Annotated in this window: 28 protein-coding genes and 1 tRNA gene; 14 read left to right on the top strand and 15 right to left on the bottom strand. The window is 61.5% G+C overall.

Annotation, left to right across the window (positions count from 1 at the left end; genetic code table 11):
* Position 1: 1 nt before the first annotated feature.
* The 3 genes from GA0061103_RS20975 to GA0061103_RS20965 form a co-directional block, all read right to left on the bottom strand.
* Positions 2–1,513, bottom strand: a complete 1,512-nt coding sequence (locus tag GA0061103_RS20975) for an ABC transporter ATP-binding protein (RefSeq protein WP_092714627.1) — start codon at positions 1,511–1,513, stop codon at positions 2–4.
* Positions 1,514–1,593: 80 nt separating this feature from the next.
* On the bottom strand, positions 1,594–2,589 hold the full coding sequence (locus GA0061103_RS20970; RefSeq protein ID WP_092714625.1) for a BMP family lipoprotein: 996 nt from the start codon (positions 2,587–2,589) through the stop codon (positions 1,594–1,596).
* Positions 2,590–2,959: 370 nt separating this feature from the next.
* Entirely contained in the window at positions 2,960–3,277 is a 318-nt protein-coding gene (locus tag GA0061103_RS20965; RefSeq protein WP_092714623.1) for a hypothetical protein, read from the bottom strand.
* Between the two features lie 233 nt (positions 3,278–3,510).
* On the opposite strand from GA0061103_RS20965, the gene GA0061103_RS20960 reads away from it, so the two are divergent.
* Positions 3,511–3,600, top strand: a tRNA-Ser gene (locus GA0061103_RS20960).
* A 26-nt stretch (positions 3,601–3,626) separates the two neighbouring features.
* Here GA0061103_RS20960 and GA0061103_RS20955 read toward each other — a convergent pair.
* The 3 genes from GA0061103_RS20955 to GA0061103_RS20945 are packed head-to-tail and all read right to left on the bottom strand — an operon-like array spanning position 3,627 to position 6,355.
* A complete protein-coding gene (locus tag GA0061103_RS20955; RefSeq protein WP_245304836.1) occupies positions 3,627–4,160 on the bottom strand; it encodes a TetR/AcrR family transcriptional regulator in 534 nt (177 codons plus the stop codon).
* Between the two features lie 41 nt (positions 4,161–4,201).
* On the bottom strand, positions 4,202–4,738 hold the full coding sequence (locus tag GA0061103_RS20950) for a dihydrofolate reductase family protein (RefSeq protein ID WP_092714619.1): 537 nt from the start codon (positions 4,736–4,738) through the stop codon (positions 4,202–4,204).
* Between the two features lie 30 nt (positions 4,739–4,768).
* Entirely contained in the window at positions 4,769–6,355 is a 1,587-nt protein-coding gene (locus GA0061103_RS20945) for an FAD-dependent monooxygenase (protein ID WP_425349525.1), read from the bottom strand.
* Positions 6,356–6,575: 220 nt separating this feature from the next.
* Between GA0061103_RS20945 and GA0061103_RS20940 the strand changes: the two genes are divergently transcribed.
* Positions 6,576–7,202 carry a TetR/AcrR family transcriptional regulator gene (locus GA0061103_RS20940; RefSeq protein WP_092714615.1) on the top strand — a complete coding sequence of 209 codons (627 nt, stop codon included), beginning with the start codon at positions 6,576–6,578 and terminating at the stop codon, positions 7,200–7,202.
* A gap of 124 nt (positions 7,203–7,326) precedes the next feature.
* On the opposite strand, the gene GA0061103_RS20935 is transcribed toward GA0061103_RS20940, so the two are convergent.
* Positions 7,327–8,223 carry an SDR family oxidoreductase gene (locus GA0061103_RS20935; RefSeq protein WP_092714613.1) on the bottom strand — a complete coding sequence of 299 codons (897 nt, stop codon included), beginning with the start codon at positions 8,221–8,223 and terminating at the stop codon, positions 7,327–7,329.
* A gap of 93 nt (positions 8,224–8,316) precedes the next feature.
* On the opposite strand from GA0061103_RS20935, the gene GA0061103_RS20930 reads away from it, so the two are divergent.
* From GA0061103_RS20930 to GA0061103_RS20920, 3 genes are all read left to right on the top strand, one after another.
* Positions 8,317–9,201, top strand: coding sequence for a helix-turn-helix transcriptional regulator (locus tag GA0061103_RS20930; protein ID WP_092714611.1), 885 nt, complete (start codon positions 8,317–8,319; stop codon positions 9,199–9,201).
* On the top strand, positions 9,201–9,839 hold the full coding sequence (locus GA0061103_RS20925) for a class I SAM-dependent methyltransferase (protein WP_092714609.1): 639 nt from the start codon (positions 9,201–9,203) through the stop codon (positions 9,837–9,839). Before GA0061103_RS20930 ends, GA0061103_RS20925 begins: the two co-directional genes overlap by 1 nt.
* Before the next feature lie 240 nt (positions 9,840–10,079).
* Positions 10,080–11,021, top strand: a complete 942-nt coding sequence (locus tag GA0061103_RS20920; RefSeq protein WP_208603544.1) for an SDR family oxidoreductase — start codon at positions 10,080–10,082, stop codon at positions 11,019–11,021.
* A 16-nt stretch (positions 11,022–11,037) separates the two neighbouring features.
* Here the strand turns inward: GA0061103_RS20920 and attM are convergent, their stop codons facing one another.
* Positions 11,038–11,829, bottom strand: coding sequence for an AttM family quorum-quenching N-acyl homoserine lactonase (gene attM / locus GA0061103_RS20915; RefSeq protein ID WP_208603543.1), 792 nt, complete (start codon positions 11,827–11,829; stop codon positions 11,038–11,040).
* A 110-nt stretch (positions 11,830–11,939) separates the two neighbouring features.
* Between attM and GA0061103_RS20910 the strand changes: the two genes are divergently transcribed.
* Positions 11,940–12,842, top strand: a complete 903-nt coding sequence (locus GA0061103_RS20910) for a LysR family transcriptional regulator (RefSeq protein WP_092714607.1) — start codon at positions 11,940–11,942, stop codon at positions 12,840–12,842.
* An 11-nt stretch (positions 12,843–12,853) separates the two neighbouring features.
* On the opposite strand, the gene GA0061103_RS20905 is transcribed toward GA0061103_RS20910, so the two are convergent.
* Positions 12,854–14,164, bottom strand: a complete 1,311-nt coding sequence (locus GA0061103_RS20905) for an MFS transporter (RefSeq protein ID WP_092714605.1) — start codon at positions 14,162–14,164, stop codon at positions 12,854–12,856.
* Between the two features lie 108 nt (positions 14,165–14,272).
* Between GA0061103_RS20905 and GA0061103_RS20900 the strand changes: the two genes are divergently transcribed.
* Positions 14,273–14,725, top strand: coding sequence for a winged helix-turn-helix transcriptional regulator (locus GA0061103_RS20900; RefSeq protein WP_092714603.1), 453 nt, complete (start codon positions 14,273–14,275; stop codon positions 14,723–14,725).
* A gap of 27 nt (positions 14,726–14,752) precedes the next feature.
* On the opposite strand, the gene GA0061103_RS20895 is transcribed toward GA0061103_RS20900, so the two are convergent.
* A complete protein-coding gene (locus tag GA0061103_RS20895) occupies positions 14,753–15,229 on the bottom strand; it encodes a MarR family winged helix-turn-helix transcriptional regulator (protein ID WP_092714601.1) in 477 nt (158 codons plus the stop codon).
* A gap of 97 nt (positions 15,230–15,326) precedes the next feature.
* Here GA0061103_RS20895 and GA0061103_RS20890 point away from each other — a divergent pair, with 97 nt between their 5' ends.
* Both GA0061103_RS20890 and GA0061103_RS20885 read left to right on the top strand, forming a co-directional pair.
* A complete protein-coding gene (locus tag GA0061103_RS20890; RefSeq protein ID WP_092714599.1) occupies positions 15,327–15,695 on the top strand; it encodes an antibiotic biosynthesis monooxygenase family protein in 369 nt (122 codons plus the stop codon).
* Between the two features lie 62 nt (positions 15,696–15,757).
* Positions 15,758–16,204 carry an anthrone oxygenase family protein gene (locus GA0061103_RS20885; protein WP_092714597.1) on the top strand — a complete coding sequence of 149 codons (447 nt, stop codon included), beginning with the start codon at positions 15,758–15,760 and terminating at the stop codon, positions 16,202–16,204.
* Between the two features lie 2 nt (positions 16,205–16,206).
* Here the strand turns inward: GA0061103_RS20885 and GA0061103_RS20880 are convergent, their stop codons facing one another.
* The 4 genes from GA0061103_RS20880 to GA0061103_RS20865 all read right to left on the bottom strand — a co-directional run bounded on the left by GA0061103_RS20880 (position 16,207) and on the right by GA0061103_RS20865 (position 19,017).
* Positions 16,207–17,088, bottom strand: a complete 882-nt coding sequence (locus GA0061103_RS20880) for an NAD(P)/FAD-dependent oxidoreductase (protein WP_092714595.1) — start codon at positions 17,086–17,088, stop codon at positions 16,207–16,209.
* Positions 17,085–17,534, bottom strand: coding sequence for an RrF2 family transcriptional regulator (locus tag GA0061103_RS20875; RefSeq protein WP_092714593.1), 450 nt, complete (start codon positions 17,532–17,534; stop codon positions 17,085–17,087). Before GA0061103_RS20875 ends, GA0061103_RS20880 begins: the two co-directional genes overlap by 4 nt.
* Before the next feature lie 69 nt (positions 17,535–17,603).
* A complete protein-coding gene (locus tag GA0061103_RS20870; RefSeq protein WP_092714591.1) occupies positions 17,604–18,188 on the bottom strand; it encodes an isochorismatase family protein in 585 nt (194 codons plus the stop codon).
* Positions 18,189–18,267: 79 nt separating this feature from the next.
* On the bottom strand, positions 18,268–19,017 hold the full coding sequence (locus GA0061103_RS20865; protein WP_092714589.1) for a sulfite exporter TauE/SafE family protein: 750 nt from the start codon (positions 19,015–19,017) through the stop codon (positions 18,268–18,270).
* A 98-nt stretch (positions 19,018–19,115) separates the two neighbouring features.
* Here GA0061103_RS20865 and GA0061103_RS20860 point away from each other — a divergent pair, with 98 nt between their 5' ends.
* From GA0061103_RS20860 to GA0061103_RS20845, 4 genes are all read left to right on the top strand, one after another.
* Positions 19,116–19,997 carry a LysR family transcriptional regulator gene (locus tag GA0061103_RS20860; RefSeq protein WP_092715154.1) on the top strand — a complete coding sequence of 294 codons (882 nt, stop codon included), beginning with the start codon at positions 19,116–19,118 and terminating at the stop codon, positions 19,995–19,997.
* Positions 19,998–20,081: 84 nt separating this feature from the next.
* A complete protein-coding gene (locus GA0061103_RS20855; RefSeq protein WP_092714586.1) occupies positions 20,082–20,888 on the top strand; it encodes an alpha/beta fold hydrolase in 807 nt (268 codons plus the stop codon).
* A gap of 135 nt (positions 20,889–21,023) precedes the next feature.
* Positions 21,024–22,145 (top strand): alkene reductase, encoded by a 1,122-nt coding sequence (locus GA0061103_RS20850; RefSeq protein ID WP_092714584.1) that lies wholly within the window; start codon positions 21,024–21,026, stop codon positions 22,143–22,145.
* Entirely contained in the window at positions 22,142–22,870 is a 729-nt protein-coding gene (locus tag GA0061103_RS20845) for an SDR family NAD(P)-dependent oxidoreductase (protein ID WP_092714582.1), read from the top strand. The genes GA0061103_RS20850 and GA0061103_RS20845 overlap by 4 nt, the downstream gene beginning before the upstream one ends.
* Before the next feature lie 38 nt (positions 22,871–22,908).
* Here GA0061103_RS20845 and GA0061103_RS20840 read toward each other — a convergent pair whose 3' ends face one another.
* Positions 22,909–23,196 (bottom strand): hypothetical protein, encoded by a 288-nt coding sequence (locus GA0061103_RS20840; protein ID WP_092714580.1) that lies wholly within the window; start codon positions 23,194–23,196, stop codon positions 22,909–22,911.
* Between the two features lie 153 nt (positions 23,197–23,349).
* Between GA0061103_RS20840 and GA0061103_RS20835 the strand changes: the two genes are divergently transcribed.
* The gene (locus GA0061103_RS20835; protein WP_092714578.1) at positions 23,350–24,408 is read left to right on the top strand and encodes a LacI family DNA-binding transcriptional regulator; all 1,059 of its coding nucleotides are present in this window, start codon (positions 23,350–23,352) and stop codon (positions 24,406–24,408) included.
* The last annotated feature ends 62 nt before the right edge of the window (positions 24,409–24,470 follow it).

The following is a 24,470-nucleotide window of genomic DNA, read 5'->3' as shown; positions in this document are numbered from 1 at the left end:
CTCACGCGGCAATGCCGGCCATCATCAGGCCGAGTGTTTGTTCACCGGCCTCAGCCGACTTTTCACCGACGATGTGGCCGGCGAACATGACGAGGATACGGTCCGAAAGCGCACGGATCTCATCCAGCTCCACCGAAACCAGCAGGATCGCCTTGCCGGCGTCGCGCATCTCGATGATGCGGCGATGGATGAATTCGATGGCGCCGATATCGACGCCGCGCGTCGGCTGGCCGATCAACAGAGCCTTCGGATCGCGCTCGATCTCGCGGGCGACGACGATCTTCTGCTGATTGCCGCCGGAGAAATTGGCTGTTTTCAGCCGCGCATTCGGCGGGCGGATATCGTATTTCTCGATCTTCTCGATCGCATCCTTGCGCATGGCATCGAGATCGAGCATGCCGCCGCGCCCGTATTTGCGGTCGCGGTGATAGCCGAGCATGGAATTCTCATATTCCTCGAACTTGAGGACGAGGCCCATGTGATGGCGATCTTCCGGAATATGGGCAAGGCCAAGGTCGCGAAGCGCGGCCGGATCGGCATTGCCGATCGGCTTGCCATGGAGCAGGATCTCGCCAGAGGCTGGCTTGCGGATACCGGCGATCGCCTCCAGCAGTTCCGACTGACCGTTGCCAGCGACGCCGGCAATACCGACGATCTCGCCGGCTCGGACATCGAAGGAGACATTGTCGACCATGGTGACACCACGGCCGTCCTTGACGGTGAGGTTGCGCACCGACAGCAGGACCTCGCCGGGATTGGGCGCCCCCTTTTCGACGCGCAGCAGCACGCGGCGGCCGACCATGAGCTCGGCCAATTCCTCGACGGTGGTTTCCGCCGTCTTGCGGGTGGCAACCATTTCGCCGCGGCGCATGACCGATACCGTATCGGTGATCGCCATGATCTCACGCAGCTTGTGGGTGATGAGGATGATCGTCTTACCCTGGTCGCGCAGGACGCGAAGGATACGGAAGAGATTGTCGGCTTCGGCAGGCGTCAGAACGCCGGTAGGTTCGTCGAGAATGAGGATCTCGGCGCCGCGATACATTGCCTTCAGGATCTCGACGCGCTGCTGTTGGCCGACGGGAAGCTCCTCGATCAACGCATCCGGATCGACTTCCAGGCCGTAATCCTTCTCGAGCCGGTTAAGCTCGGCGCGCGCGGCCGTGACGCCCTTGGCGAGGAGCGCGCCGCCTTCGGCGCCCAGCATCACATTTTCAAGGACGGTAAAATTATCGACCAGCATGAAATGCTGGTGCACCATGCCGATGCCGGCTGCGATCGCCGTCTGGCTGTCGCGGATGGCGATGGGATTGCCGTTAATGCGGATTTCGCCGCTATCGGCCTGATAGAAGCCGTAGATGATCGACATGAGGGTCGATTTCCCGGCACCGTTTTCGCCGATGATCCCGTGGATCGAGCCCTTGGCGACGGTCAGGTTGATATCTTTATTGGCGTGGACAGCACCGAACTTCTTGTCGATGCCCACGAGTTCGATGGCAAAGGTTTGGTTCACTATAGGGGCTCCAGAAACCGGTTTCCGGATAAGAAAAGGGCGTATGACGTTTTTAACTCGTCATACGCCCTTGTTTCATATCAGTTCTTCGGGCAGGCGTTGTCGGTCAGATAGTCGTGGACCTTGATGGTACCGGCGACGATATCGGTCCGCGCCTTGTCGACCGCAGTCTGCATTTCCGGAGTGACGAGCGGCTTGTTGTTGTCGTCCATGGCAACGGTGACGCCGTCTTCCTTCAGGCCCAGTTCCTGGGTGCCGGCCGTGAACTTGCCGTTCTTGGCATCGCTGAAGGCATTGTAGACTGCGAGGTCGACGCGCTTGACGACGGAGGTCAGAACTGAACCCGGATGCAGGTAGTTCTGGTTGCTATCAACGCCGATCGAGAGCTTCTTGTTGTCGGCCGCCGTCTGCAGCACGCCGAGGCCGGTGGCACCAGCAGCCGCGTACACAACGTCAGCGCCCTGGTCGATCTGGTTCTTGGTGAGCTCGCCGCCGCGAACCGGGTCGTTCCAGGCAGCACCCGTCGTGCCGGTCATGTTCTGGAAGACTTCGATCTTCGGATTGGTGGCGCGTGCGCCAAGCTCATAACCGCACTCAAACTTGCGGATCAGCGGAATGTCCATGCCGCCGACGAAGCCGACCTTGCCGGTCTTCGAAGCCATGGCGGCCATGACGCCAGCGAGATAGGAGCCTTCGTTTTCCTTGAACTTGACCGAGCGGACGTTCGGCAGATCGAGGCTGTCGTCGATCAGGACGAATTCGGTCTTCGGATATTCGGCAGCAACCTTCTGCAGCGCGGAGGTCCAGGCAAAGGAAACAGCGATAACCGGATTGAAGCCCTTGCTGGCGAAGTTGCGCAGCGCCTGTTCGCCCTGGGTGTCGCCCGTCGGCTCGAAGTCGCGGTAAGCGATGCCGGTTTCCTTCTTGAACTTCTCAGCGCCGTTATAGGCAGCTTCGTTGAAGGACTTGTCGAACTTGCCGCCGGTTCCGTAGACGATTGCCGGCTTGATATCGGCCGCAAGCGCCGTTGCCGACATGGCAGCCAAGGCGAAAAGGGTCAAAAGGGATTTTTTCATGTGGTGCAGCCCTATTGTTTCTATCTTGTTGGGTCCTCCCGCAAGCCCGTTGATCGGGCAAGTCTGCGGAACTGCCGGCCTCCCCCGAGGCCAAGCTGGCGCGCATCCTTGCATGGCTGCACGAAAAATTCACGAGAAATTTTTCAGTTGGTAAAGATTTGTGGGAATTGGTGAAAACCCATCCAAACGACCCGTTTTTTAAACAATTTCGGCTCGAAACTGCAATTTTATTGATCAGAACAGCTGCCGATCAGCTCTTCGCAATCGCCAGTTTTGCCGCTTGCCGCATTGCGATGGAGCTGCCGTCGATCCGCTCCGACGCCACTCAATTCCCTGAATGGCACAGGCCGGAAGACACGCGCCGAACCCCTCACGCGCTGAAGCGGCCGGCTGCAGGCTGGCGCTTGTAGGCGACCATCCACAGCAATAGGGAAATCACCAGGAAGACGGCGAAGGCAGGCTGAAACAGCAGCCATTGCATCGCCATGTCGTACAAGCGGGGATGGACGTAATAGGCGATCGCCGAGCGGAGGCCTGCGAGCGACGACGGGCTGACATCGTTCCACGCGTCCCCCATCGGTGTCATGACCACGGCGGAAGCCGCAACGGACTGAATGGAATCTATGGTGCCGGCGATGACCGCCACAACCAGCGCGACAAGGCTGGCAAAACGCAACAGGAAACGCATAAACCCCTCCGGATACTCATTACGCCCGGCTCTTTCGGGCCGATCGGTTTTACGCCGCCTCATCTATTTCATTAGATAAGTTGCGCGCGAAATAAGCGCAATGGGGAGGAGATGCAGAGTTTTGCGCCGACAAGTCAAAAATCTGTCAGATTCGGGTTGATTGCCAGGAATTCATCGGTATATATCGCGGCCGTTCCGACGATTTGCTTCCTGACCGGGTGCGAAACGCCAAAGGACAGGTGGCCGAGTGGTTTAAGGCGCACGCCTGGAACGCGTGTGTACGTGAAAGCGTACCGAGGGTTCGAATCCCTCCCTGTCCGCCATTTTCATCCACTCTCTCCTGATTGCATTACGCCTCTAGGCGATCCAACAGCTCAGAGATCGCGCGTTCATAGTTCGCCTGTTCCAGGTCCGCTGCTGTCGACCGCGAACCATCGCCCTTTCCGTCCATGGCGACGGCAAGGGCTGCACCATGGGTGTAGTCGACAAGAATATGCACCCACAGCAGCGCGCGCGACGGCGAAAGGCCAAGCTCCTTCAGCAGATCCGTCAGGCTGTCGGTGATCCGCCTTGCATGGCCAGGGAACATGGCTGGCCGGTTGAAGATGGCAAGGGTTAGCCCTGGATAGCGCACCACCTTTGCCCGATATGCCCCCAGCAAGCCCTCTATCTGAGATCGAGCCGTTCCTTCCGAAGGCGTGGCAACATCGGCATAGACGCTCTCTGCCATTGCCTTGATCAATCCGTCCCGATCCTGGAAATGATGATAGATCGTCATCGGGTTGACGTTCGCGCGCATCGCGACCGCGCGCATCGTCAGACTTTCGAAACCCTCGCCATCAAGGAGAGCCAGGGCCTCCGAAAGGATCCTTGCCGGTGACACGCTGTTCTCATCGGCGCGTGGCCTGCCTCGGCTTCGCTTGGTCATGGCGCAATTGTGTAGGTCGATTGCACCAACCCGGACGGAAACGGGCGGGTGCTCACATGCGTGAGATTGATGTCGCGCGAGACCGGGCCGAACAAGGGACGGCCGCTGCCGAGCAGTATCGGAACGCGCGTGATCACCATATCGCTGATCAAGCCTTCCCGAAGGAAGGATTGGATGACGCGCCCGCCATCGACATAAGTGCGACGGCAGCCTTCCGCCTCGAGCATGGCCATAGCCTGCGGCGGCGACTTCCGCGTGAAACGGACTTTGCCGGCCAACTCGGCCGGAACCGGCTGCTCCGCCAGGGTGCTCGAAAGAACGAGCACTGGGCGCGTATAGAACCACGGCTTCATGTCGCGGACCGTCTCGAAGGTGCCGCGGCCCATGATGATGGCGTCGATGTCCCTGATGAAATCATTGTAGCCATGGTCTTCGCCGGAAGCGTCATACTCGAGCAACCACTCGATGCCGCCGTCATCGCGAGCGATGAACCCATCCAAGCTGGCAGCAATAAAAACATGACCGGTGATCATCTCGCACCTCCATAATTATACGGTGTATAATTATGGATTGCTAATGCTGTCAAGGACGGCTGATGAAAGGGCTGGCTGAGAGCCGCCGATTCGTCCCGGTTCGCCGAACCATCGCGACGCGACTTCGGCGGCGGCTTCAAGATCCGGCTCTGCCTCGCCGACCCAGGCGACGAAACCGTCGGGCCGCAGGAGCAAGGCGCTCAGACCGAGACGATCCTTGGCGTCGCCGGCGACGTAGGTGAGCCTGTCACTCCAGCGGCTTGCGAGGGCTTCAAGCGATGCGCGGGCATCGAAATCCAGAAGCAGGCCCTTGCCCGTCCCGAGGAGATCGCCGAGCCTTGTTCCATCGGCCAGCTCGAAATCGGGAGCGCTGCGGCCCACGAGAGGATTGATGTCGCCAAGATCGTAACGGAGAGAGACGCCCCATACGCGCTCGGCGAAATAGGTGGCGCCATCGCGCGTGTCGATCAGATCGCGGATGATGGCTTCGAGCGCGCGCGAGCTCGGACTTGGCCGCATGAGCGCGACCTGCGCCCGCGACCAGTCAAGCACCTGCGCGCCGACCGGATGCCGTTCGCTGGAATAGGTGTCGAGCAGGCCATCCGGCGCATCTCCGCGGACGGTGGCGGCAAGCTTCCATCCGAGATTCATCGCGTCGCCCAGGCCAAGATTGAGGCCTTGGCCGCCCAAGGGGGAATGAATATGCGCAGCGTCGCCGGCCAGCAGAATGCGCCCTCTGCGATAGCTGGTCGCCTGGTAGGCACGGTCCGTCCATGTGGTGGCAAGCTTGAGCGTGGTCACGGTGACGTCGGTGCCGGAGATGCGGCGCAGCACCTCCTGCACATGCTCAAGCTTGATCGGCTGGGTCCGGTGGAAGGCACCGCCATCGAAATCGACCATCGAAATCGTCCCCGGCGGCGCATAGGTGTACATGCCCGTCGCGGTATAATGGCGGCCGGGACGAAGCTTCTCCGGGTCCGCCATCTCGATCTCGGCGGAATAGCCGGTGAACTCTGGATCGGTGCCGACGAACTCGAAACCGCCAGCCTTACGGACGGTGCTGCGGCCGCTGTCGCAGCCGACGAGCCAGCGGCCGCGAAAGGTCTCGCTGCCGGCTCGCACAGTGACGCCCTCGTCCGACTGATCGAATTCCTCGACGCTGCAGCCACGCCGGATATCAACCCCCATCGCCTCGGCGCGAGCGGCGAGCGCGGTTTCGAGACTCTCCATCTCGACCATCATGCTGGTGCCGGCCGGGCTTGGCAGGCGATAGGGCCACTTGGAGGCGTCGATATTATCGCAAAAGAACTGGATGCCGGCGAAATGCCCACCCGGGCGGCGAGACTGGTGCATCCAGTGCGCGGCAGACGGGGCGCTCTCGCCCGAGCCATCCTTCGCAGGCTTGGGCGCGGCAACATCGTCCAGCAGGCCGCGACGGTAGAAAGCTTCGCTGGTGGGAGCGGAAAGGCCGCGCATGCCGAAGGGAAGGCGCTTCAAGGGCGAACGCGGGTCTTCGGCCTGCTCCAGCACCAATACGGAGAGACCGGCGAGACGCAGCTCACAGGCGAGAAACAAGCCGACAGGTCCACCGCCGGCAATCAGGACATCATAAATCAAGACAGGACTCCTCAAGCGAGCGGCGCCACAAGGGCGCCAGACATTCTGGCTTCGATCACTCTCAGCCGGCGCGAGTCGTTGGAAAATGCCCACCCCTATTCGAGCAGGCGGCGGTCCGGCCACAGGAACAACCAGAAGGCCTGTGCCGATTTCACCGATTTCGTCATCGCGATACAATTTTTACACTCGGTATAAATTTACTTATGGTATAAATATTTCCATGTCAAACCGAATCAAACTCCGCGACCGCAAGAAGGAAATGACGCGTCAGGCGATCTCCGAGGTCGCAACGCGCCTGTTCGTCGAACACGGCTTCGACAAGGTGTCCGTCGCAGACATCGCCTATGAGGCCGATGTCGCCAGGAAGACGGTGTTCAACTACTTCCGCCGCAAGGAGGATCTGGTCTTCGATCGCGAGGATGAAGTGCGGGAACTGGTGCGCAAGGCGATTACCGACCGCGGCCGGGAGCCGCCAGTTCGTGCCTTCCAGGCGCTGATGCGCAGACTGGCGGAAACGCAGCACCCTCTTTTCAGGATCACGGAGCGGCCCATCGCGTTTTGGCGCATGGTGGCGGAAAGCCAGGCACTGACGGCGCATGCGTGCGGACTGCAGGTGACGCTTGCGAACGATCTCGCGGAAATGTTGTCCAGCGCCTTAGGCCGGCCATCATCCGATCCCGAGGCGCGGCTCGCCGGCACCATGCTGATGGCGACACTGGTCACCGCCTATGGCGAGGCGCTTCGCGCCTTTCGCGAAAACCGAAAGCCCGAGGCAGCGCTGTCGAGCATCATGGACCGAGGTTTTGCCGGTGTCGACGCGGCACTTGCCGGGACGCCGTATGCCTGACTCTGGAGCTTTCCGGATCGCAGCCTGACAAGACGAAAACCCGGCAGAAAGGTCGGCCGGGTTTTCAAACGCATTGTCAGTCAGACCATCGACCATCCACGGATCATGGCCGATGGCATCGGCATCACGCAGCGGAAACCTGCAGCTCTGCAAGATCCTGAAGCAGAGTCGGGCCGTTCGGCTCCCAGCCCAGCTTCTGTAGGGTCTTGGCGCTGGAGGCCGGCATGTCGTGGCCGGCGAACAAGGCGAGCCAGCCGAAATAATCCTGCGCTTCTTCCTTGGCGACGGATTTGACCGGCAGGTTCAGGCGCCGCCCGATCGTCTCGACGATATCGCGCATGGGCACGCCCTCCTCGGCGGCTGCATGATATTTGGCATTCGGCTCGGCGCGCTCGACGACCAAACGATAGAGACGGCCAACATCGGTAAAATGCGCCGCCGGCCAGCGACTGAGCCCGTCTTCGACATAGGCACAGACTCCCTTTTCCCGGAAGATCTGGATCAAGGGGGTAATAAGCCCTTGGCTGACCGGATCATGCACCTGCGGCAGACGCACGACCGAGACATTGACGCCGATTTCGCTGGCCAAAATCCCCGCCTCCTCGGTGGCGGCGCGCGGATGCCTGTCGGAGCGGACGATCGGATTGTCTTCCTTGGCTGGCTCGCCCGGCACGGTGTTGGCGATTGGCGTGCCTGAGGTGATGACCAGCGGCCGGGCCGAGCCGGCAAGCGCCGAGGCGAGCGTTGCGATGACCCGGCGGTCATCCTCGCAATTCTGGGCGAACCTCGAGAAGTCGTGATTAAAGGCAAGGTGGATGACGCCGTCGGATTGCGAGGCACCGCTTTTCAGGATTTCCGCATCCTCGATCGTGCCGTGAAGAACTTCGGCGCCGGCGGCGGCAAGCGCGACCGCCTTCTCCTTCGAGCGCGAAAGGCCGAGCACCTGATGGCCGGCTCCAATCAACTCTCTGACGACATGCGAGCCGATGTTTCCGGTCGCACCGGTAACGAATATACGCATATGCACTGTCTCCTTATTTCGTCGGAGACAAATCTGTGCCTATCGTTTATTCTGGTAAAGTAGTGACCTTATCATAGTAAAGACACTAACAGGATGACCGATCTCATCGAAACCGAAAACGTACTCGGGACCTATCTGAGGGACCGCCGCGCAAAACTCGACCCATCCGCCCTGGGATTTGCCGGCGAACGGCGGCGAACGCCCGGGCTTCGGCGCGAGGAAGTGGCGCAGCGCGCTAATATCAGCCCGACTTGGTACACATGGCTGGAACAGGGGCGCGGCGGTGCGCCGTCCGCCGACGTGCTCGACCGGATCGCCCGCGCGCTGATGCTGACGGAAGTGGAGCGCGAGCACCTGTTCCTGCTCGGCCTCGGTCGGCCGCCGGAAGCGCGTTACCGCAAGAATGATGGCGTTACGCCGCGGCTACAGCGCGTGCTCGATGCGCTGGAGCCGAGCCCCGCCCTTATCCGGACCGCCACCTGGGACGTCATCGCCTGGAACCGGGCAGCGCCCGTGATGCTGATCGACTACGGATCGCTGCCGCCGGAAGAACGCAACATTCTACGCTATATCTTTCTCGATCCGCGTGCGCGCGCCGTGCAATATGACTGGGAAAGCGTCGCCCGTTTCGCCCTGGGCGCATTCCGTGTCGATGCGGCACGCGCAGGCGCATCGAGTGAGATCGAGCCATTCGTGGCGGAACTTTGCCGCATCAGCCCGGAATTCAGGGCCATGTGGCGCGAAAACGACGTTCCCGGCACCCATACCGAAGCCGTCAAACATATCCGCCATCCCATCCTCGGCCCGCTGGCATTCGAGTATTCGGCCTTTTCAGTCGATGGCCGGACGGATCTCAGCATGATCGTCTACAATCCGGCAACGCCTGACGATGCCGAGCGGATCAGATCGCTGCTGCCGCCCAATCCACCGCATCACGTTGCTTCCGACAAGACGCCGATCGGGGGAAAGCGCCCTTAATGAGCATAGCCAGCGACACCCGTTTCTGGGACCGGGCCTCACGCAACTACGCCAAGGGTGCGATCGCGGATCAGGCAGGATACCAGCGCACGCTGAGCCGCACCCGCGCACTCTTGAATGCAAGCGACAGAGTGCTGGAACTAGGCTGCGGAACCGGAATGACGGCACTCCGGCTTGCCGAAGGAGTTCAGGATTATCTTGCGACAGATATTTCGGCGGAAATGATCGCAATCGCCAGAGAACGATACAGCGCCGAGCCGAGCCCGACCCTTGCCTTCCGGGTCGCGACTGCCGAAGCGATTGCGCCCGACCTTGCGCAGTTCAACGCCGTTCTCGGATTCAACTATCTGCATCTGGTCCGCGATCTCTCCGGCACACTTCATCACATCCACCGGCTGCTTGTTCCTGATGGCCTGTTCATCTCCAAGACCCCGTGTGTCGGCGAGATGAACCCGCTCGTTCGGCTAGCCCTGCTGCCGGCGATGCGTGCGATCGGCAAAGCTCCCTATGCAGGTGTCTTTCGGGTATCGGAGCTGGTCGAGCAAATATCCGCCGCGGGCTTCGACATCCTTGCCACCGAAAATCATGCAACCAAGGGCAACGATATCAGGCCCTATATCGTGGCACGCAAGAGGTGACGATGTCGGCATCCGGCAATCTTCCCATTGACGCCGGCCTCGAAGCCGACCTAAATTCCTTTCGTCGAAAATGGCTGGCTTGGTCTCGGTAGGCCCAGGCCCTTCTTCCTGAATGGAGAAGTTCTGTTTCGCGCTCGCGCGGATACCCCGACAGTCCCTGCGCCTTGCGCGCGTTTCGGGTCTGCGCGGTAGCCATTAGACGATGCTCCCTCGGCAGACCGCATTCGAAGGAGCCGTTCCATGTCAACTATCGATCAATCCCAACCCATTCTTGTCTATCTCGCTGCTGGCGTTCAAGGCAGCGCAGTCGTTCGCGCCGCGCTGCAGCGTGGCCTCAAGGTCAGGGCGCTTGTCCGGGACCGAAGACGTGCTTCGGCGCTCTCGGCCCTCGGCGTCGAACTTGCCGAGGGCGATCTCAGTGATCCCGCCTCGCTTCGCGCCGCCAGCACCGGCATCGCCCATGCCGTGCTGCAGATTCCGATCGGATCACAGGACGACATGCGTATCCAGGCCGACAATGCGGTATCGGCTTCGCTCGCCTGCGGCTTCAAATCCGTTGTCCTGAAGCTCGCGAGCGCCAGCCGCCCGGTACCTTGCGAGGAACCGAGCTTCGTCAGCAACGCCATGATCGAGGGCGTCGTCCGCGCATCAGGCCTGCCCTTTGCCATCGTCCGCCCCACCATGTATCTCGACAATCTGCTGAAGCCATCGGCGCGAATGGATATTGTCGAGCACGGAACTTTCGCGCCGCCGATTGCCGAAACCCAGCGCATCGCCTGGACCTCGGTCGATGATTGCGCCCGGGCGGTCGTTACGCTTTTGGAACGCGGCGCTACGTCCGGTGACTATCGCATCGCCGGGACGGAAAGCGTAACTGGTAACAAGCTTGTCACGCGCATCAGTGCGGGACTTGGTCGCCGAATTACCTACCGTCAGCAGCCACTCGATGAATTCGAACGCGATGTCGATGCGGCGATGGGGCCGGGAACCGGGCGTCGCGTCGCCTCGAAATTTCGCTTCTTTACAGCGCACCCCGAAGATGCGGATAGGATGCTGGCCGAACCCTTCAGGCCGCAAGTCGGCCTAGAGGATTTCCAGCCGACAGGCATCGAGGAATGGGTTCGCCAGCATCGGGCACAGTTCTTCCCCGCTGAACAAGCACCATCGGGTGAACTGGGCTGATCGGCGGGGTGCCGCTTCAATCGTAGTAGGCCGGGGCGTGCTTGAACCCCGGCCATGCCTCGGGATCATGCCCCGTGACCACCAAGGCATCGGTCCGTTCGGCGAGCGCGCGCAGCTTGCCGACCGAGCGCACCGTGTCGACGGCTGAGGTCATGAAGCCGGGGAGCGCCTTTTCGTTCCAGTGATCGAGCGTATAGGCGGCGTCGATGGCAAGCAGAATGGCGCCCGAATTCGGCAACTGCACGAGGAAGGATTGATGGCCGACGCTGTGGCCAGGGGTGAAGATCATCCGCAGAACGCCATCGCCGTAGAGATCGTAACCGTCCGTCGCATCGCCTTCCAGAAAACGCCATTTCAAGCCGGGGCGGTCGAAATCGCGGCGGACATAAGCGGCGGCGGCGAACCAGTCCGGCGCGAAGGCATAGGCATATTCGCGGCGCTGGACGATATGGGTTGCATTGGGGAAACGGCCGATGGCGCCGCTATGGTCGGAATGCAGATGGGAGAGCGCGACGAAGCGGATGTCTTCGGCGGATATGCCGAGCTTGGCCAGTTGCGCGACGCATCCCTGCTCCTCGGTCATCAGAGGCTGATAGCTGTCGACAACATCGCCCCAATAGCCGCGCGGATCGGCAAGCCCCTCCGCCGCCAGTCCGCCGTCGATGACGACATTACCCTTCGGATGCGTGAGCAGAAACCAAGGCACGGGTATCTCATAGTCAGCGCCATTTCCCTGGTTCATCCTGATGTCGTGGGCCTTGCAGCGCTGCGTGCCCGATTGAAACATGTAAAGCCTGATATCGCTCATAAGCCTGACCAGTGTTTTTTGATTGCGTGCCGTTTTCGGCGCTCATAAGCCCATCGGGTAGACGGCATGATCCGCTTTCATTTATCGGCTGAGCCGATATATTGCTCGCCATGGATCTGTTGGTGGCGATGCGTGTCTATGTCAGAGTGGTGGAAAGGGGCGGCATGTCGGCCGCTGCCCGCGATCTCGACATGGGCCAGCCCGCCGTCAGCGAGCGGATTGATCGGCTGGAGCAATATCTCGGCACGCGGCTATTGCTCAGAAACACCCGCAGGCTTTCCGTCACCGATGTCGGCGCCGCCTTTTATGAGCGCAGCAAGCAGGTGCTGGAAAATGCCGATGATGCGCTGACCGTCGTTACTGGCGATCAGTCGCTGCGCGGCACGCTCAGGATCGCGGCGCCTCATGGCGTGGGCGAGGTCATCCTGCCGCCGATCCTGCTTGAGATGCGCAAGCGTCATCCGCTGCTGAAGATCGAGCTGATCCTCAACGACAGGATCGTCGATCCCGTGACGGAAGGCGTCGACATCTCGCTGCGCCTCGGCGATCTCGGCGAGGGCAGCTTCATTGCCCGCAAGCTTGGCCATGTCCGCCGCGTGCTGGTGGCATCGCCTGCCTATCTTGATGAGCATGGGACGCCGACGACACCCGACGAGCTTGCCGACCACCCTTTCCTGCGGGTCTCCGGGCTCTTCAACAACGGTCGGATTCCCTTGATCGACCCGAACGGACAGGCCGAACTCGCCGCCGCCGACATCGCCTTGAGCATCAGCCATTGGCGGCCGCTGCACCGCCTGCTGCTCGATGGCGCCGGCATCGGCGTCCTGCAGGAGCCGGTCTGCGCCGAGGATCTCGCCAATGGCAGGCTGATCCGCCTGCTGCCGGGATTTATCGTGCCGGGCTTCGATCTGCATGCACTCTATCCGGCAATAAGGCCGCTTCCGCCGCGGATTCGGGCTGTTCTCTCCCTGCTGGAAGAGCAGTTGCCGACGATTCTGCCCAAGCAAGCCTGAGCGCTGGAAAGCTAGCCGTCGCTTCGGTCGACGCTCTGGGTCGCCACTTTTGGCGTTGCCCGCAAGGTCAGTGCCCAGAAAAGCAACGTTGCGAGGCTTATCGCCGCGCCGGCGAGGCAGACGCCCGGCCAGCCGGCATGAGCATAGATGATCGTCGACGTCGATGATCCAACGGCGCTGCCAATGGAGTAGAAGACCATATAGGCGGCGGTCAGCCTGCTTTGCGCATCGGGCCTGACGCGGTAGATCATGCCCTGATTGGTGACATGCACCGCCTGCAGGCCGAAATCGATGACGAGCACGCCGAGAATGAGCCAGAGGATCGAGCGGTCCAGCATCGAGATCGGCAGCCAGGCAAGGAGCATCAGCGCGAGCGCGATACCTGTGGTGCGCTGGCCGTGGCCGCGATCGGCCCAGCGCCCTGCCCTCACCGCACCGAGTGCGCCCGCCGCGCCGGCAAGGCCGAACAGGCCGACTTCGGTGTGGGACAGGGAATAGGGTGGCGCCGTCAGCGGCAGGACCAAGGGCGCCAGCAAGGTGGTGATATTGGCGAAGATCAGCATGGCGATCACGGCGCGGATGCGCAGGACCGGTTCTTCGATCAACAGGGTGCCAAGCGAGCGGATGAGGCCGAAATAAGAAAGCCCGCCCTTCGGCTTTTCCTGTCTCGGCAATGCTCGCCAAAGCAGCAGCGCGATCACCAGCGTCAGCACGGCGGAGACGATATAGACGGTCCGCCAGCCGGAAAGATCAGTCAGAGTCCCTGCGACGCTGCGCGCCAAAAGGATGCCGAGGACGATGCCGCTCGTGACCATGCCGACGATATGGCCGCGCTCGGAAGGATGCGCGAGGCTCGCCGCATAGGCGACCAGCGCCTGTGTCACCACGGCCAGAAAGCCAACCGCCGCCATGGAGGCAAGCAGCATGGCGGCACTGGAAGAGAAGGCAACACTGACGAGAGCGGCCACGCTTAGCAGCGATTGCACGATGATGAGCTTGCGCCGGTCGACGAGATCGCCGAGCGGCACCAGCAGGATGAGGCCGAGCCCGTAGCCAAGCTGCGTTGCACCGACAATGAGGCCGGCAACCGTACGTGACAGTCTGAGATCATCGGCCATGACGTCCAGGAGCGGATGCGCGAAATAGGCATTGGCGACAGCGAGACCGCTCGCGACAGCAAAGAGGAAAATCGTGGCGCGTGTCAGCAGCGAATTGGCCTCTCCGGAGTATTCGGCGCTCTTAAACAAACCCTCTGGCGAGGAATGAGGACGCGGAATGCCCTTCGCGCTGCCGGTCGGCGGCGCGTCCTGATCAATCGTCATTGCAAAACTCCGATTCTTCGGTTTAATAATGAAACCAACGATCGGGTAACATTATTGGTTTAATTATGCAACCATTTGTGCAGACAACGGACCGGAAAGGCTGAGCGCATGGTCGCGCGGAAAAGCCTGAAGGGTGATTATTGCCCGAGCGCGCGTTCGCTCGATGTGATCGGCGACTGGTGGTCGCTGCTGATCGTGCGCGATGCCTTCGACGGGCTGACCCGCTTCGGCGAGTTTCAAAAGAGCCTGGGGATCGCCAAGAACATTCTCACCGATCGCCTGCGCACGCTTGTCGCCAGCGGCATCCTGGAGCTTGTTCCAGCAAGCGAAGGCGGCGCGCGCATGGAATATCGGCTGACGGCGATGGGAAAGGATCTCTTCCCGGTGATGGTGGCACTGCGCCAGTTCGGCGAGCGCCATCTTTTCGCGCCGGCCGAGGAACATTCGCTGCTGGTGGATCGGGCGACGGGACAGCCGGTGCAGCTTGAAATCCGGGCGCAGGACGGCAGGGCGATCGGCCCGGACGAAGCGCTCATCGTGAAGGTGCCGGAGGAAAAATAGGCAAAGAGCGAGAACTGCGTGAAGCGGTCAGTCCTGCTCTTCAACGTCGCCGCTTCTTTCCAGCTTGCTGCGCAGAGCCAGCATAACCTCCCGCATCGTTTCGATATCCTCGATCCGAAGCCCTTCTGCCAATTCGTTGACCCATGGCGCCTGCAGCCGCATGGCGGCATCGAAGGTTTGCCTCCCCTTATCCGTCAGCACGACCAGCTGCGCCCGCCGATGATGGGGATTGGTCTCGAAGCTAACGAGGCCTTCTTTTTCCAGATCGTTGACGATGCGCTGGATGTTCTGGCGGTTGGCGCCCATGTCGCGTGCTAGCCACGCAACGGGCTGCGGCCTGTCAGCTGCGATGATGGCACCCAGAATTTGCCAACGCGCACTCGTCAGACCAAGGGGAGCCACCAACCTGTCACCGGATGCGAGCACCCGGCCATGCAGTTTGAACAGCTCGAGAATCAGGCCGGTCAAAGCGCTGCCGGCAGATGTTTGCTTCGCGTCACTCATTTGTCACCATATAATTAAATTGACATTATGATGTCAATTTACTAGATACACATAACACCGCATTGACATCATATAACCATATTGAACGGAGTGCGCCATGTCCCATATGCGCCCAATGGACCCAAGCTTCCCGATAGAGCAGCAGATCGGCGTCGATGCCGCTCCTGTCGTTCTCGTGAATATCTTCACCCTCGACAAGGCGGACGAGGAAGTCTTTCTCGATGCATGGCGCGACGATGCCGCGTTCATGAAACAGCAGCCGGGTTTTATCTCGACCCAGCTTCACAGGGCGATCGGTGAAAGCCCGACCTATCTCAACTATGCCGTATGGGAGACGATGACGGATTTCCGCGCTGCGTTTACGCATCCGGAATTCAGGGCAAAGATCTCACACTATCCGTCCTCGGCCATTGCTTCCCCGCACCTGTTCCAGAAGGTCGCGGTCCCCGGCATCTGCGTGGCATGAACGCGCATCGGCAAAATCCCGGATCATTGGATCGAATTCAAAGCAAAGCAGGAAGAATTCCGATGCGGCTCCTCTTCAACATTCTCGCCATCTCGGGTTCGGCGATGTTCGCCGGCGTCATGCTGACGATTGCGGTGACTCTCGGCGGATATTGGAAAAGCCTTCCGCCGTCCGATTTCCTCGACTGGTTCAGCCAAAATGGCGAGTTCATCATGCGCACGATTCCCCTTGTCGTCGCGCCGACGCTCATTGGTCTCGCCGGCTCGCTGTGGCTCGGCTGGAGCGAGAGCGGGGCAAGAGCATTATGGATTGGAGCGATGGTGTGCATCGCGACCGTTCTCATTCTCACGGCCGCCTGGTTTCTGCCTACCAACGCGCAATTTGCGGCAAAGCTGGTTCCTCTGGATGAGGTACCCACCAGGCTCGACAGGTGGCTGATGATCCACAATGTGCGGATCGCCCTTGCCACGATCGCCTCGGTGCTCGGCATCGTCGCCATCAGCCGGTAGTGTCAAAACACCAGCGAGCGGTGCAGTTGCGCGCCGGCCCAGGCGCCATCTCCCACGGCGAGCGACACCGAATGCGGGATACGCGCGGCGTCGCCGCAGGCGAAAGCGCCCGGCACCGTGGTTTCCTTCATGGCATCGGTCTGGATCTGGGTGCCGAAGGGCGTTTCCTCGAGCACGCAGCCGAGCCGCTCCACAATCGGGCTCGAGGGCGACACGCGCGTCGCGGTGAAGAGGCCGGCAAGCGGCAGCAGGCGCCCATCGGCAAGCCGCACATCCGCCTTTCCTTCCAGCCTTGTGACGGGTGGCTCCTCGATCGTCACGCCGCGTGCGGCGAGATCGGCACGCTGCGTCTCATCCGGGATGAAGCTGCCGTTGAGGAACAGCGTCACCGCGCCCCATTCCGGCAGCAGCTGCGCCTGATGCATCGACATCGGACCTGTGGCGATGCAGCCGATGCGGCCCTGATCGAGCTCATAGCCATGGCAATAAGGGCAATGGAAGATGCTTTTGCCCCAACGCTCGCCAAGACCCTCGATCTCGGGCAAAGCGTCGGAAACGCCGGTCGCGAAGAGAAGGCGCCGGCCGTCATGGCGCGCGCCGTCAGCGGTGGTGACGACAAAGGCATCCTTCTCGCCCTCGGCCTCTTCGGCCGTGCCCTCGATCCAGGTCAGCGTCGGATAGGCGAAAAGCTGCTCGCGCGCCTTGCGAGCGATTTCGCCAGGGTTGACGCCATCCTGGCCGAGAAAACCATGAGATTCCTCGGCGAAGCGATTGCGGCGCTTGTCCGCATCGATGACCAGCACCTTGCGGCGGGCACGGAGAAGCTGGAGAGCGGCCGCCATGCCGGCGTAGCTGCCCCCGATGACGATGACGTCATGGGTCATAAAAGGGTCCTTTCTGTGCGCCACTGCGCATGACGCCGGGCAAATTCAGCGGCGAGATCGGCAAGCGTGACGTTTTCGAAGCGCCGGAGCAGCAAGGCTTCCGCTTCGGCAAAGGCATCATCGAGCACGGAATTGACCGATTGCTCGACCAGGCATTCCGGCGTCTCGTTGCGATTGCCGATGGCGAAGACGGCGGGCTCGCCGAGTGCCTCATGCAATTGACGCAACGTCACGGCCTTGAGATCGGCCGCAATCGTCCAGCCGCCGGTGTGCCCCTTGGCGGAATGGACGATGCCCACCTCGCGCAACAGGCCCATGGTGCGGCGCACGACGACCGGATTGGTGTGCATGCATTGCGCCAGAGTTTCGGAGGTCAGCGGCCCATCCTGCTCAGCCATATGGAGCAAGGCATGGAGGACGGAGGAAAGTCGGCTATCGCGCTTCATGTAACTTCAATTATTACGAATCAACGCGAGATTCAAGGGCGCCCTGCTCTGATGAGGCGAGGGTTGCGACTAAGCTCGCTCTTTGAAACGAACCTCGCGTGCCGAAGCGCAGATGCGCACCTCATCGCCCAGCGACCATTCGGCTGCCCGTGAGGCCAAAGCCGCAGGCACGCCCTGCGAGCCAGGCCCGGCCGGAACATCATAGGTGGCGTGCGCATCATGAGGCAGCAGCACGCCATAGCCGCGCTCAAGCGCCGCCCGCGCCGCCGCGGCAACGCACATCTCCGAAAGGACGCCGCAGATCACCAGATTCTTCGCGCCGAAGGCGGTCAGAATGGCGTCGAGATCGGTGCCGTCAAAGCCATCATCCTCCGTTTTCCTGATGACCATTTCGCCGGATAGGGGTGGGAAATGGAGTTTCCATCCGGCCTGAAGCGGCTCGTCCAGCGCACCCGTCGGACCATCGTTCTGCAGGAAAATCACCGGCGTCCATGCCGAACGCGCCTTGTCTAACAGGACTTCCACCATTGCTCTCAAGGTGGCATGGCCGGGAACCGCGCTCGGCCCCTCCACGAAAGCATTCTGCACATCGACGACCAGGAGGGCATCGGCAGGCAGATGGTGATCGGAAATCTCTTGCTGCTCTCTTTCCATCGATCGGTCAGGCCCCACTTTGAAACAAACTCGGAAGCATATGGGTACCCACGGGGCAACCCAGCAATATGAGACCGCCTCAAAAAGCGGCTTTGACAATCATCTCGGCGCCAAGCACCAGAAGACAGATCAGAAACCATCGGCGGAAAGTGCCCGGGCTGACGCGATTGCGGATGATCTGGCCGGCCCACATGCCGGCGAGCGCGGGTACGATTGCGAGGGCAGAGAGCGCGAGATTGTCGATGCGGAAAGCGCCGTGCCAGGCGAGTGCTCCGGCCAGCGCCACGGTGGAGACGGTGAAGGAAAGGCCGAGTGCCTGGACCAGATCCTCCTTCTCCAGCCCAAGCGCCTGCAGATAGGGCACAGCCGGCACGACGAAGACGCCGGTCGCGCCGGTCAAGAGGCCTGTGACCAGGCCGATGATCGGCGAGAGCAACGGTTCCAGCCTTGAGGGCACGCGCAGCTGACGGGCGAGCAAAGCATGGCCGGCATAGACGATAAGCGCCGCACCCAGCGCAGCGGTCGTCAGACGCGTATCCCCGTCAGCGAGAAGATATGAGCCGGCGAAGGTTCCGACGGTCACGGCAAGAACCAGGAGGAGGAAACGACGAGCAAGCGCGCCAAAACTCGGACCTGCGAGCAGCTGCCAGACATTGGTGACGAAGGAGGGAACGATCAGCAGGCTCGCCGCCGAGAGCGGCGAGATCAGCGCGCCCAAAACTCCCATTGCCACCGTCGGCAGCCCCATGCCGGTGACACCCTTGACCATGCCGGCCACGAAGAAGGTCGCGAAGATTGCGGCGAGAAGCCATGTCGAATGATCCATCATGCCCTTTCACTAGCAGATGCGAGGATGGCCACAATGTGGATGATACGAAGCCAGCCTTCGGCTATTCCGAAGGCTGGATATGCGGTAGTCTGCGCTCCATGCGCTTCGACCTAACCGACCTTCGCCTGTTCCTCGCCGTCGTCGATGCCGGCAGCATCACCCATGGGGCTGCCGATGTCGGGCTTTCGCTGCCGGCCGCCAGCGAGCGGCTGCGTGACATGGAGACAAATGGCGGCTTCAAGCTGCTGGAGCGCGGGCGGCGCGGTGTCAGCCCAACGCCTGCCGGTGAAGCGCTGGCCCATCATGCCCGGCTGATACAGCGGCAGCTCACGCAGATGCGCGGCGAGCTTGGAGAACATGCAAGCGGCCTGCGTGCGACCATCCGGCTTGCCGCCAATACCGCCGCGATCGCCGAGTACCTGCCGCCGCGCCTTGCCGAGTGGATGGCAAAACACCCACGAACCGATATCGACCTCAAGGAGCGCCAGAGCATCGAAATCGCCCGAGCCGTTTCGGCCGGGCTGGCCGAGATCGGCATCCTGTCGGACGCGGTCGATACCTCCGGCCTGATATTGCGGCCCTTCGCGATCGATCGTCTGGTGGTGGTGATGCCTCGCGATCATGCGCTTGCCGAAGCAAAGCAGATCGCCTTTGCGGAAATTCTGCATGAGCATTTCATCGGACTAGCCGGCGGCGCCTTGCAGGATCACATCGACGCGCAGGCCGCCCGGCTCGGCACCCGGCTGAAGATGCGGGTGCGGATGCGGACATTCGAAAGCATCTGCGAGATGGCAGGCCGGGGCATCGGCCTTGGCATCGTGCCGGAAACGGTGGCACGCCGCTGCGGCCGATCCGCGAAGATTGCGACCCTCCGCCTCACCGACCGGTGGGCGACGCGCCGGCTTTCGATCTGCGCACGCTCCCTCGAAGAGCTGCCGTCGCCGGCCCGCGATCTTTTCGAACACCTAGCGACGATATGACCGCAGCCTGTTGAAAAGACGCGCTGAGATCGACTAGTCTCGCCATATGGCTGTCGGGAGGAGACGGCGCAATGGGAGGTGGGTATGGAATTTCACGACGATGAGCTTCATCGCTTCGAAGCCGAAGGGGCCGCACCCTTGCCGCATACAGAGGTGGAAGGCCATGTCGATCATGATGGCGCGCGCATCTGGTATGCCTCCTATGGCAGCGGCGCCCCGGTGATCCTCCTGCATGGCGGGCTCGGAAACAGCGGCAACTGGGGCTACCAAGTGCCCGCACTCATCGACGCAGGCCATCGGGTTATCGTCATCGACAGCCGCGGCCATGGCCGCAGCATGCGGGACGAGCGGCCTTACACATACGAGCTGATGGCATCAGACGTTCTCGCCGTCATGGACAGGCTGAAGATCGAAAAGGCCGCGATCGCCGGGTGGAGCGACGGCGCCTGCATCGGCATGGTACTTGGAAAAAGCCATCCGGATCGCGTTTCCGGTGTCTTCTTCTTTGCCTGCAACATGGACCCGAGCGGCACCAAGGAATTCGTGGCGACGCCGATCATCGAGCGCTGCTTCTCCCGCCACACGAAGGATTACGCAGCCCTTTCCGCCACGCCGGACAAGTTCGACACCTTCGTCGAGGCTGTCGGCCTGATGCAGCGGACGGAGCCGAACTACACGGTCAAAGATCTCGCCGAGATCGATGTGCCCGTCGCCATCGTGCAGAGCGAGCATGACGAATTCATCAAGCAGGAGCACGCCCATTATCTCGTGCAGCACATTCCAGGCGCGAAGCTGATTCTTCTGCCTGGCGTCAGCCATTTCGCGCCGCTGCAACGGCCGGCGCAGTTCAACGCCGCCTTGCTCGGCTTTCTCGCAACGATCCCGGCCTGATACGAGATTCAGTTGCGCACGTCCGATTGTTGGAATAAATGATGACCATCATCTTATTCCAACTCCCGAGACCGAATCGCCGCTGACAGGCCCTTCCGCCCCGGGGAGCATTTTGGCTCCAGGCAGGAGAATTTTATGACAGCCACTTTGTTTTCGCCTCTTTCCATCGGCCCCTATGAGCTTGCGCATCGCATCGTCATGGCGCCTCTCACCCGCATGCGGGCGAGCCAGCCCGGCAATGTGCCCTCTGCACTGAATGCCGAATATTATGCCCAGCGCGCCAGCGAGGGCGGCCTGATCATTTCCGAAGGTTCTCAGATTTCCCGTGCCGGACAGGGCATGCCGGCAACGCCGGGCATCCACACGGGCGAACAGATCGCCGGCTGGAAGGCGGTGACGGACGCTGTTCATTGCAAGGGTGGCAAGATCTTCCTGCAGCTCTGGCATGTCGGCCGCATTTCCCATTCTTCACATCAGCCGGGAGGTGCTCCGCCGATCGCCCCTTCCGCCATTGCCGCCAAGGGTGATACCTTTACCGCCTCCTTCGAACGCGTTCCCTTCGAGACGCCGCAGGCGATCGATATCGATCTGATGCCGCTTTTGATCGACGTCTATGCCCAGGCGGCCGCCAATGCCAAGCAGGCCGGTTTCGACGGCGTCGAGATTCATGGCGCCAATGGCTATCTGATCGAACAATTCCTGCAGGCCCGCACGAACCAGCGCACCGATCAATATGGCGGCTCGATCGAGAACCGCACGCGGCTGCTCTTGGAAGTGGTCGAGGCGGTTTCCGAAGTCTGGGGTTCGGATCGCGTCGGCGTGCGCCTTTCGCCCTTTGGCATTGCCAATGACAGCGGCGAGGAGGATCCCTTGCGTCTCTACGGGCATGTCATTCGCGAGCTGGACAGGCTCAATCTCGCCTATCTGCATCTGATCGAGCCGCGCGCCAGCGGTGCGGGCCAAGCCGAGGTCGATCACAAGAACGTGCCGTCGGCCGCGGAACTGTTCCGGCCCGCCTGGTCCGGCACGCTGATTGCTGCTGGCAATTTTCGACCGGATACGGCCGAAGCCACGCTCGCCGCCGGCCATGCCGATGCCATCGCCTTCGGTCGTCTGTTCATCGCCAATCCCGATCTGCCGGAGCGTATTCGTCGCGGTGCGCCTCTCAACGCCTATCATCGCCCCACCTTTTACGGCGGCGGCGCGGAAGGCTATACCGATTATCCCACGCTCGATGCCAGGGAGGCCGCCGAATGAGCACGCCGAGCGCTATCATCGTCGGAGTGGGAGCCGAACAGGGGCTGGGTGCTGCGCTCTGCCGGCTTCTCGCTGACAAGGGCTATCATGTCGTCATTGCCGGCCGGACGGCAGCGAAGATCGATCAGGTGGCCGCTGTCATCCAGGCAGCCGGCGGCAGCGCCGAGGCGATCGAGACGGATGCGACGGACGAAGCTGCCGTCGTCCGGCTGTTCGAACATGCCTTTACCGCGCGAGACGATATTGCCGCGCCGGATTTCGTCGTCTTCAACGCCGGCATCAATCGCCAGATTGCGTTTCGTGCCGTCACCGCCGCGCAATTCGAGGAATTCTGGCGCGTCTGCTGCTTCGGCGGATTCCTGGTTGGGCGCGAGGCGGCGCGCCATCTGGCGCCGCTCGGCCGTGGCACCGTGATCTTCACCGGTGCCTCCGCCAGCCTGCGCGGCAAGGCGGGCTTTGCGCAATTCGCCGCCGCCAAGGCGGGCCTTCGAATGATCAGCCAGAGCATGGCGCGTGAATTCGGGCCTCTCGGCCTGCACGTCGCCCACACCATCATCGATGGCGGCATTGACGGGGAACGGCTGCGTTCGCGCCGGCCGGATGTGGATACCGATGGGTTGCTGAATATCGACGCCATTGCCGAGAGCTATTGGCACATTCATCGCCAACATCCGTCGGCCTGGACGCAGGAGCTCGATCTCAGGCCCTACAAGGAAAACTTCTGAAGCTGTCATAGAGTATCTGAGCGCGATGTGGCCTTGCTCTAACAATTCCGCGACAGGGCCTTGGCGATCACGAGGAATTTCGTGTCCTCGAAGCTGGTGCGATGCCGGATCTCGGCTTCACCCTCCGCGTCCGATGTCTCGCTCGGTATCGTGAAGGACCATGCCGAAGGCCGCTTCTGGCGGCGGAAAAGCTGCGCCAGCCGATCCAGCACGCTCTGTTTGTCAGCCCCGCCCCTATGTTCTGAAGGCGGATCGACGGCATTCGGATTGCAGGGATCACCCCATCGATCATCATAGAGATCCTTGAAGAGATAATTGGTCAGCATGGGTTCGTCCTTCAATTTTGAATCGATTCAATATCAACTCGCATCACCGTCTTGAATCGGTTCAATCGTACGCCTCGAAAATCCGCTGTCAAGCAGAATTGAACCGATACAACTTCATTGCTAGTATCCGCCGGAACCATATGGAGGATTTCATTGGCCAAGGGCACCATCAGGCTCGCGGACGTCGCCAAGGCGGCGGGCGTATCACAGGGGACCGCCTCCAATGTTTTCAGCCGGCCCGAAGTGGTGCGTGAAGAGGTGCGCGAGCACGTGCTCGAGACGGCCAAGCGGCTTGGCTATGCCGGGCCTAGCCTGACGGGCCGGCTGCTGCGAGCCGGAAAGGTCAATGCCATCGGCGTCGCCGTCGTCGAGCCGCTTGCCTATTTCTTCAACGACCCCTGGGCCAGGGCGCTCCTGGCCGCTGTGTCCCAGGTCTGCGATGCCAGCGGCACGGGTCTCGCTCTGGTCTCGGCCAAGGATCGGCACAAGCTCGACTGGAACATCAAGAGCGCGTTGGTCGACGGCTTCATTCTGCTCTGCGTGGAAGGCGGCGAAAAGCTGGTTCAGTTGACGCGCGAGCGGCAATTGCCCTTCATCGCTCTCGCCTTGAACGACGAGGATGCGTCGATCCCCTCGATCAGCGTCGACAATCTGGGTGGTGCGGCCGTTGCGGCCCGACATCTGGCGGAACTTGGCCACAGGCGTTTCGGCGTGCTTGCGACCGAGCTTTCGGACGACCATGTCGGGCCGGTCAGCGTCGCCGGGATCGGGCGCGCGATGTATTCCACCTCGCGCGATCGAGCGCTCGGCTATTGGCAGGCGCTCGAAGCGTTCGGAATTGGGCGCGAAGACGTGCCGATCTTTGAGACGCTCAACGACAAGCCAAGCGTCGAAGCCGGGCTCGACTACCTGTTTTCCGCGCCCGAACCGCCGACGGCGATCCTCGCCATGTCCGACAACATCGCGCTTCTGGCGATCAACTGGCTGCGCGCACGGGGCCTTTCAGTGCCGCAGGACGTCTCCGTCATCGGCTTCGATGGCGTGCCGGAAGGCGGCATGGTGGAGCCCGGCCTGACGACGATGGCCCAGCCCTTTGCCGAGATCGCGCAACGGGCAGTGCAGGCCGTTCTTCACGATGCCGTACCGGCCGAGCGTGAGATGATCGACGTCACGCTGATCGTACGTGGCAGTACGGCGGCTCCGAAACCATGACCAGAGCTAGAGCGGTTCAGTTTTTCACGGAATCCCTGAACCGCTCTATCTCTCCGTTTTCA

It is taken from the genome of Martinezella multihospitum, from assembly GCF_900094585.1.
Classification (GTDB): domain Bacteria; phylum Pseudomonadota; class Alphaproteobacteria; order Rhizobiales; family Rhizobiaceae; genus Rhizobium; species Rhizobium multihospitium.
This window is presented reverse-complemented; position numbering and strand designations above follow the sequence as displayed.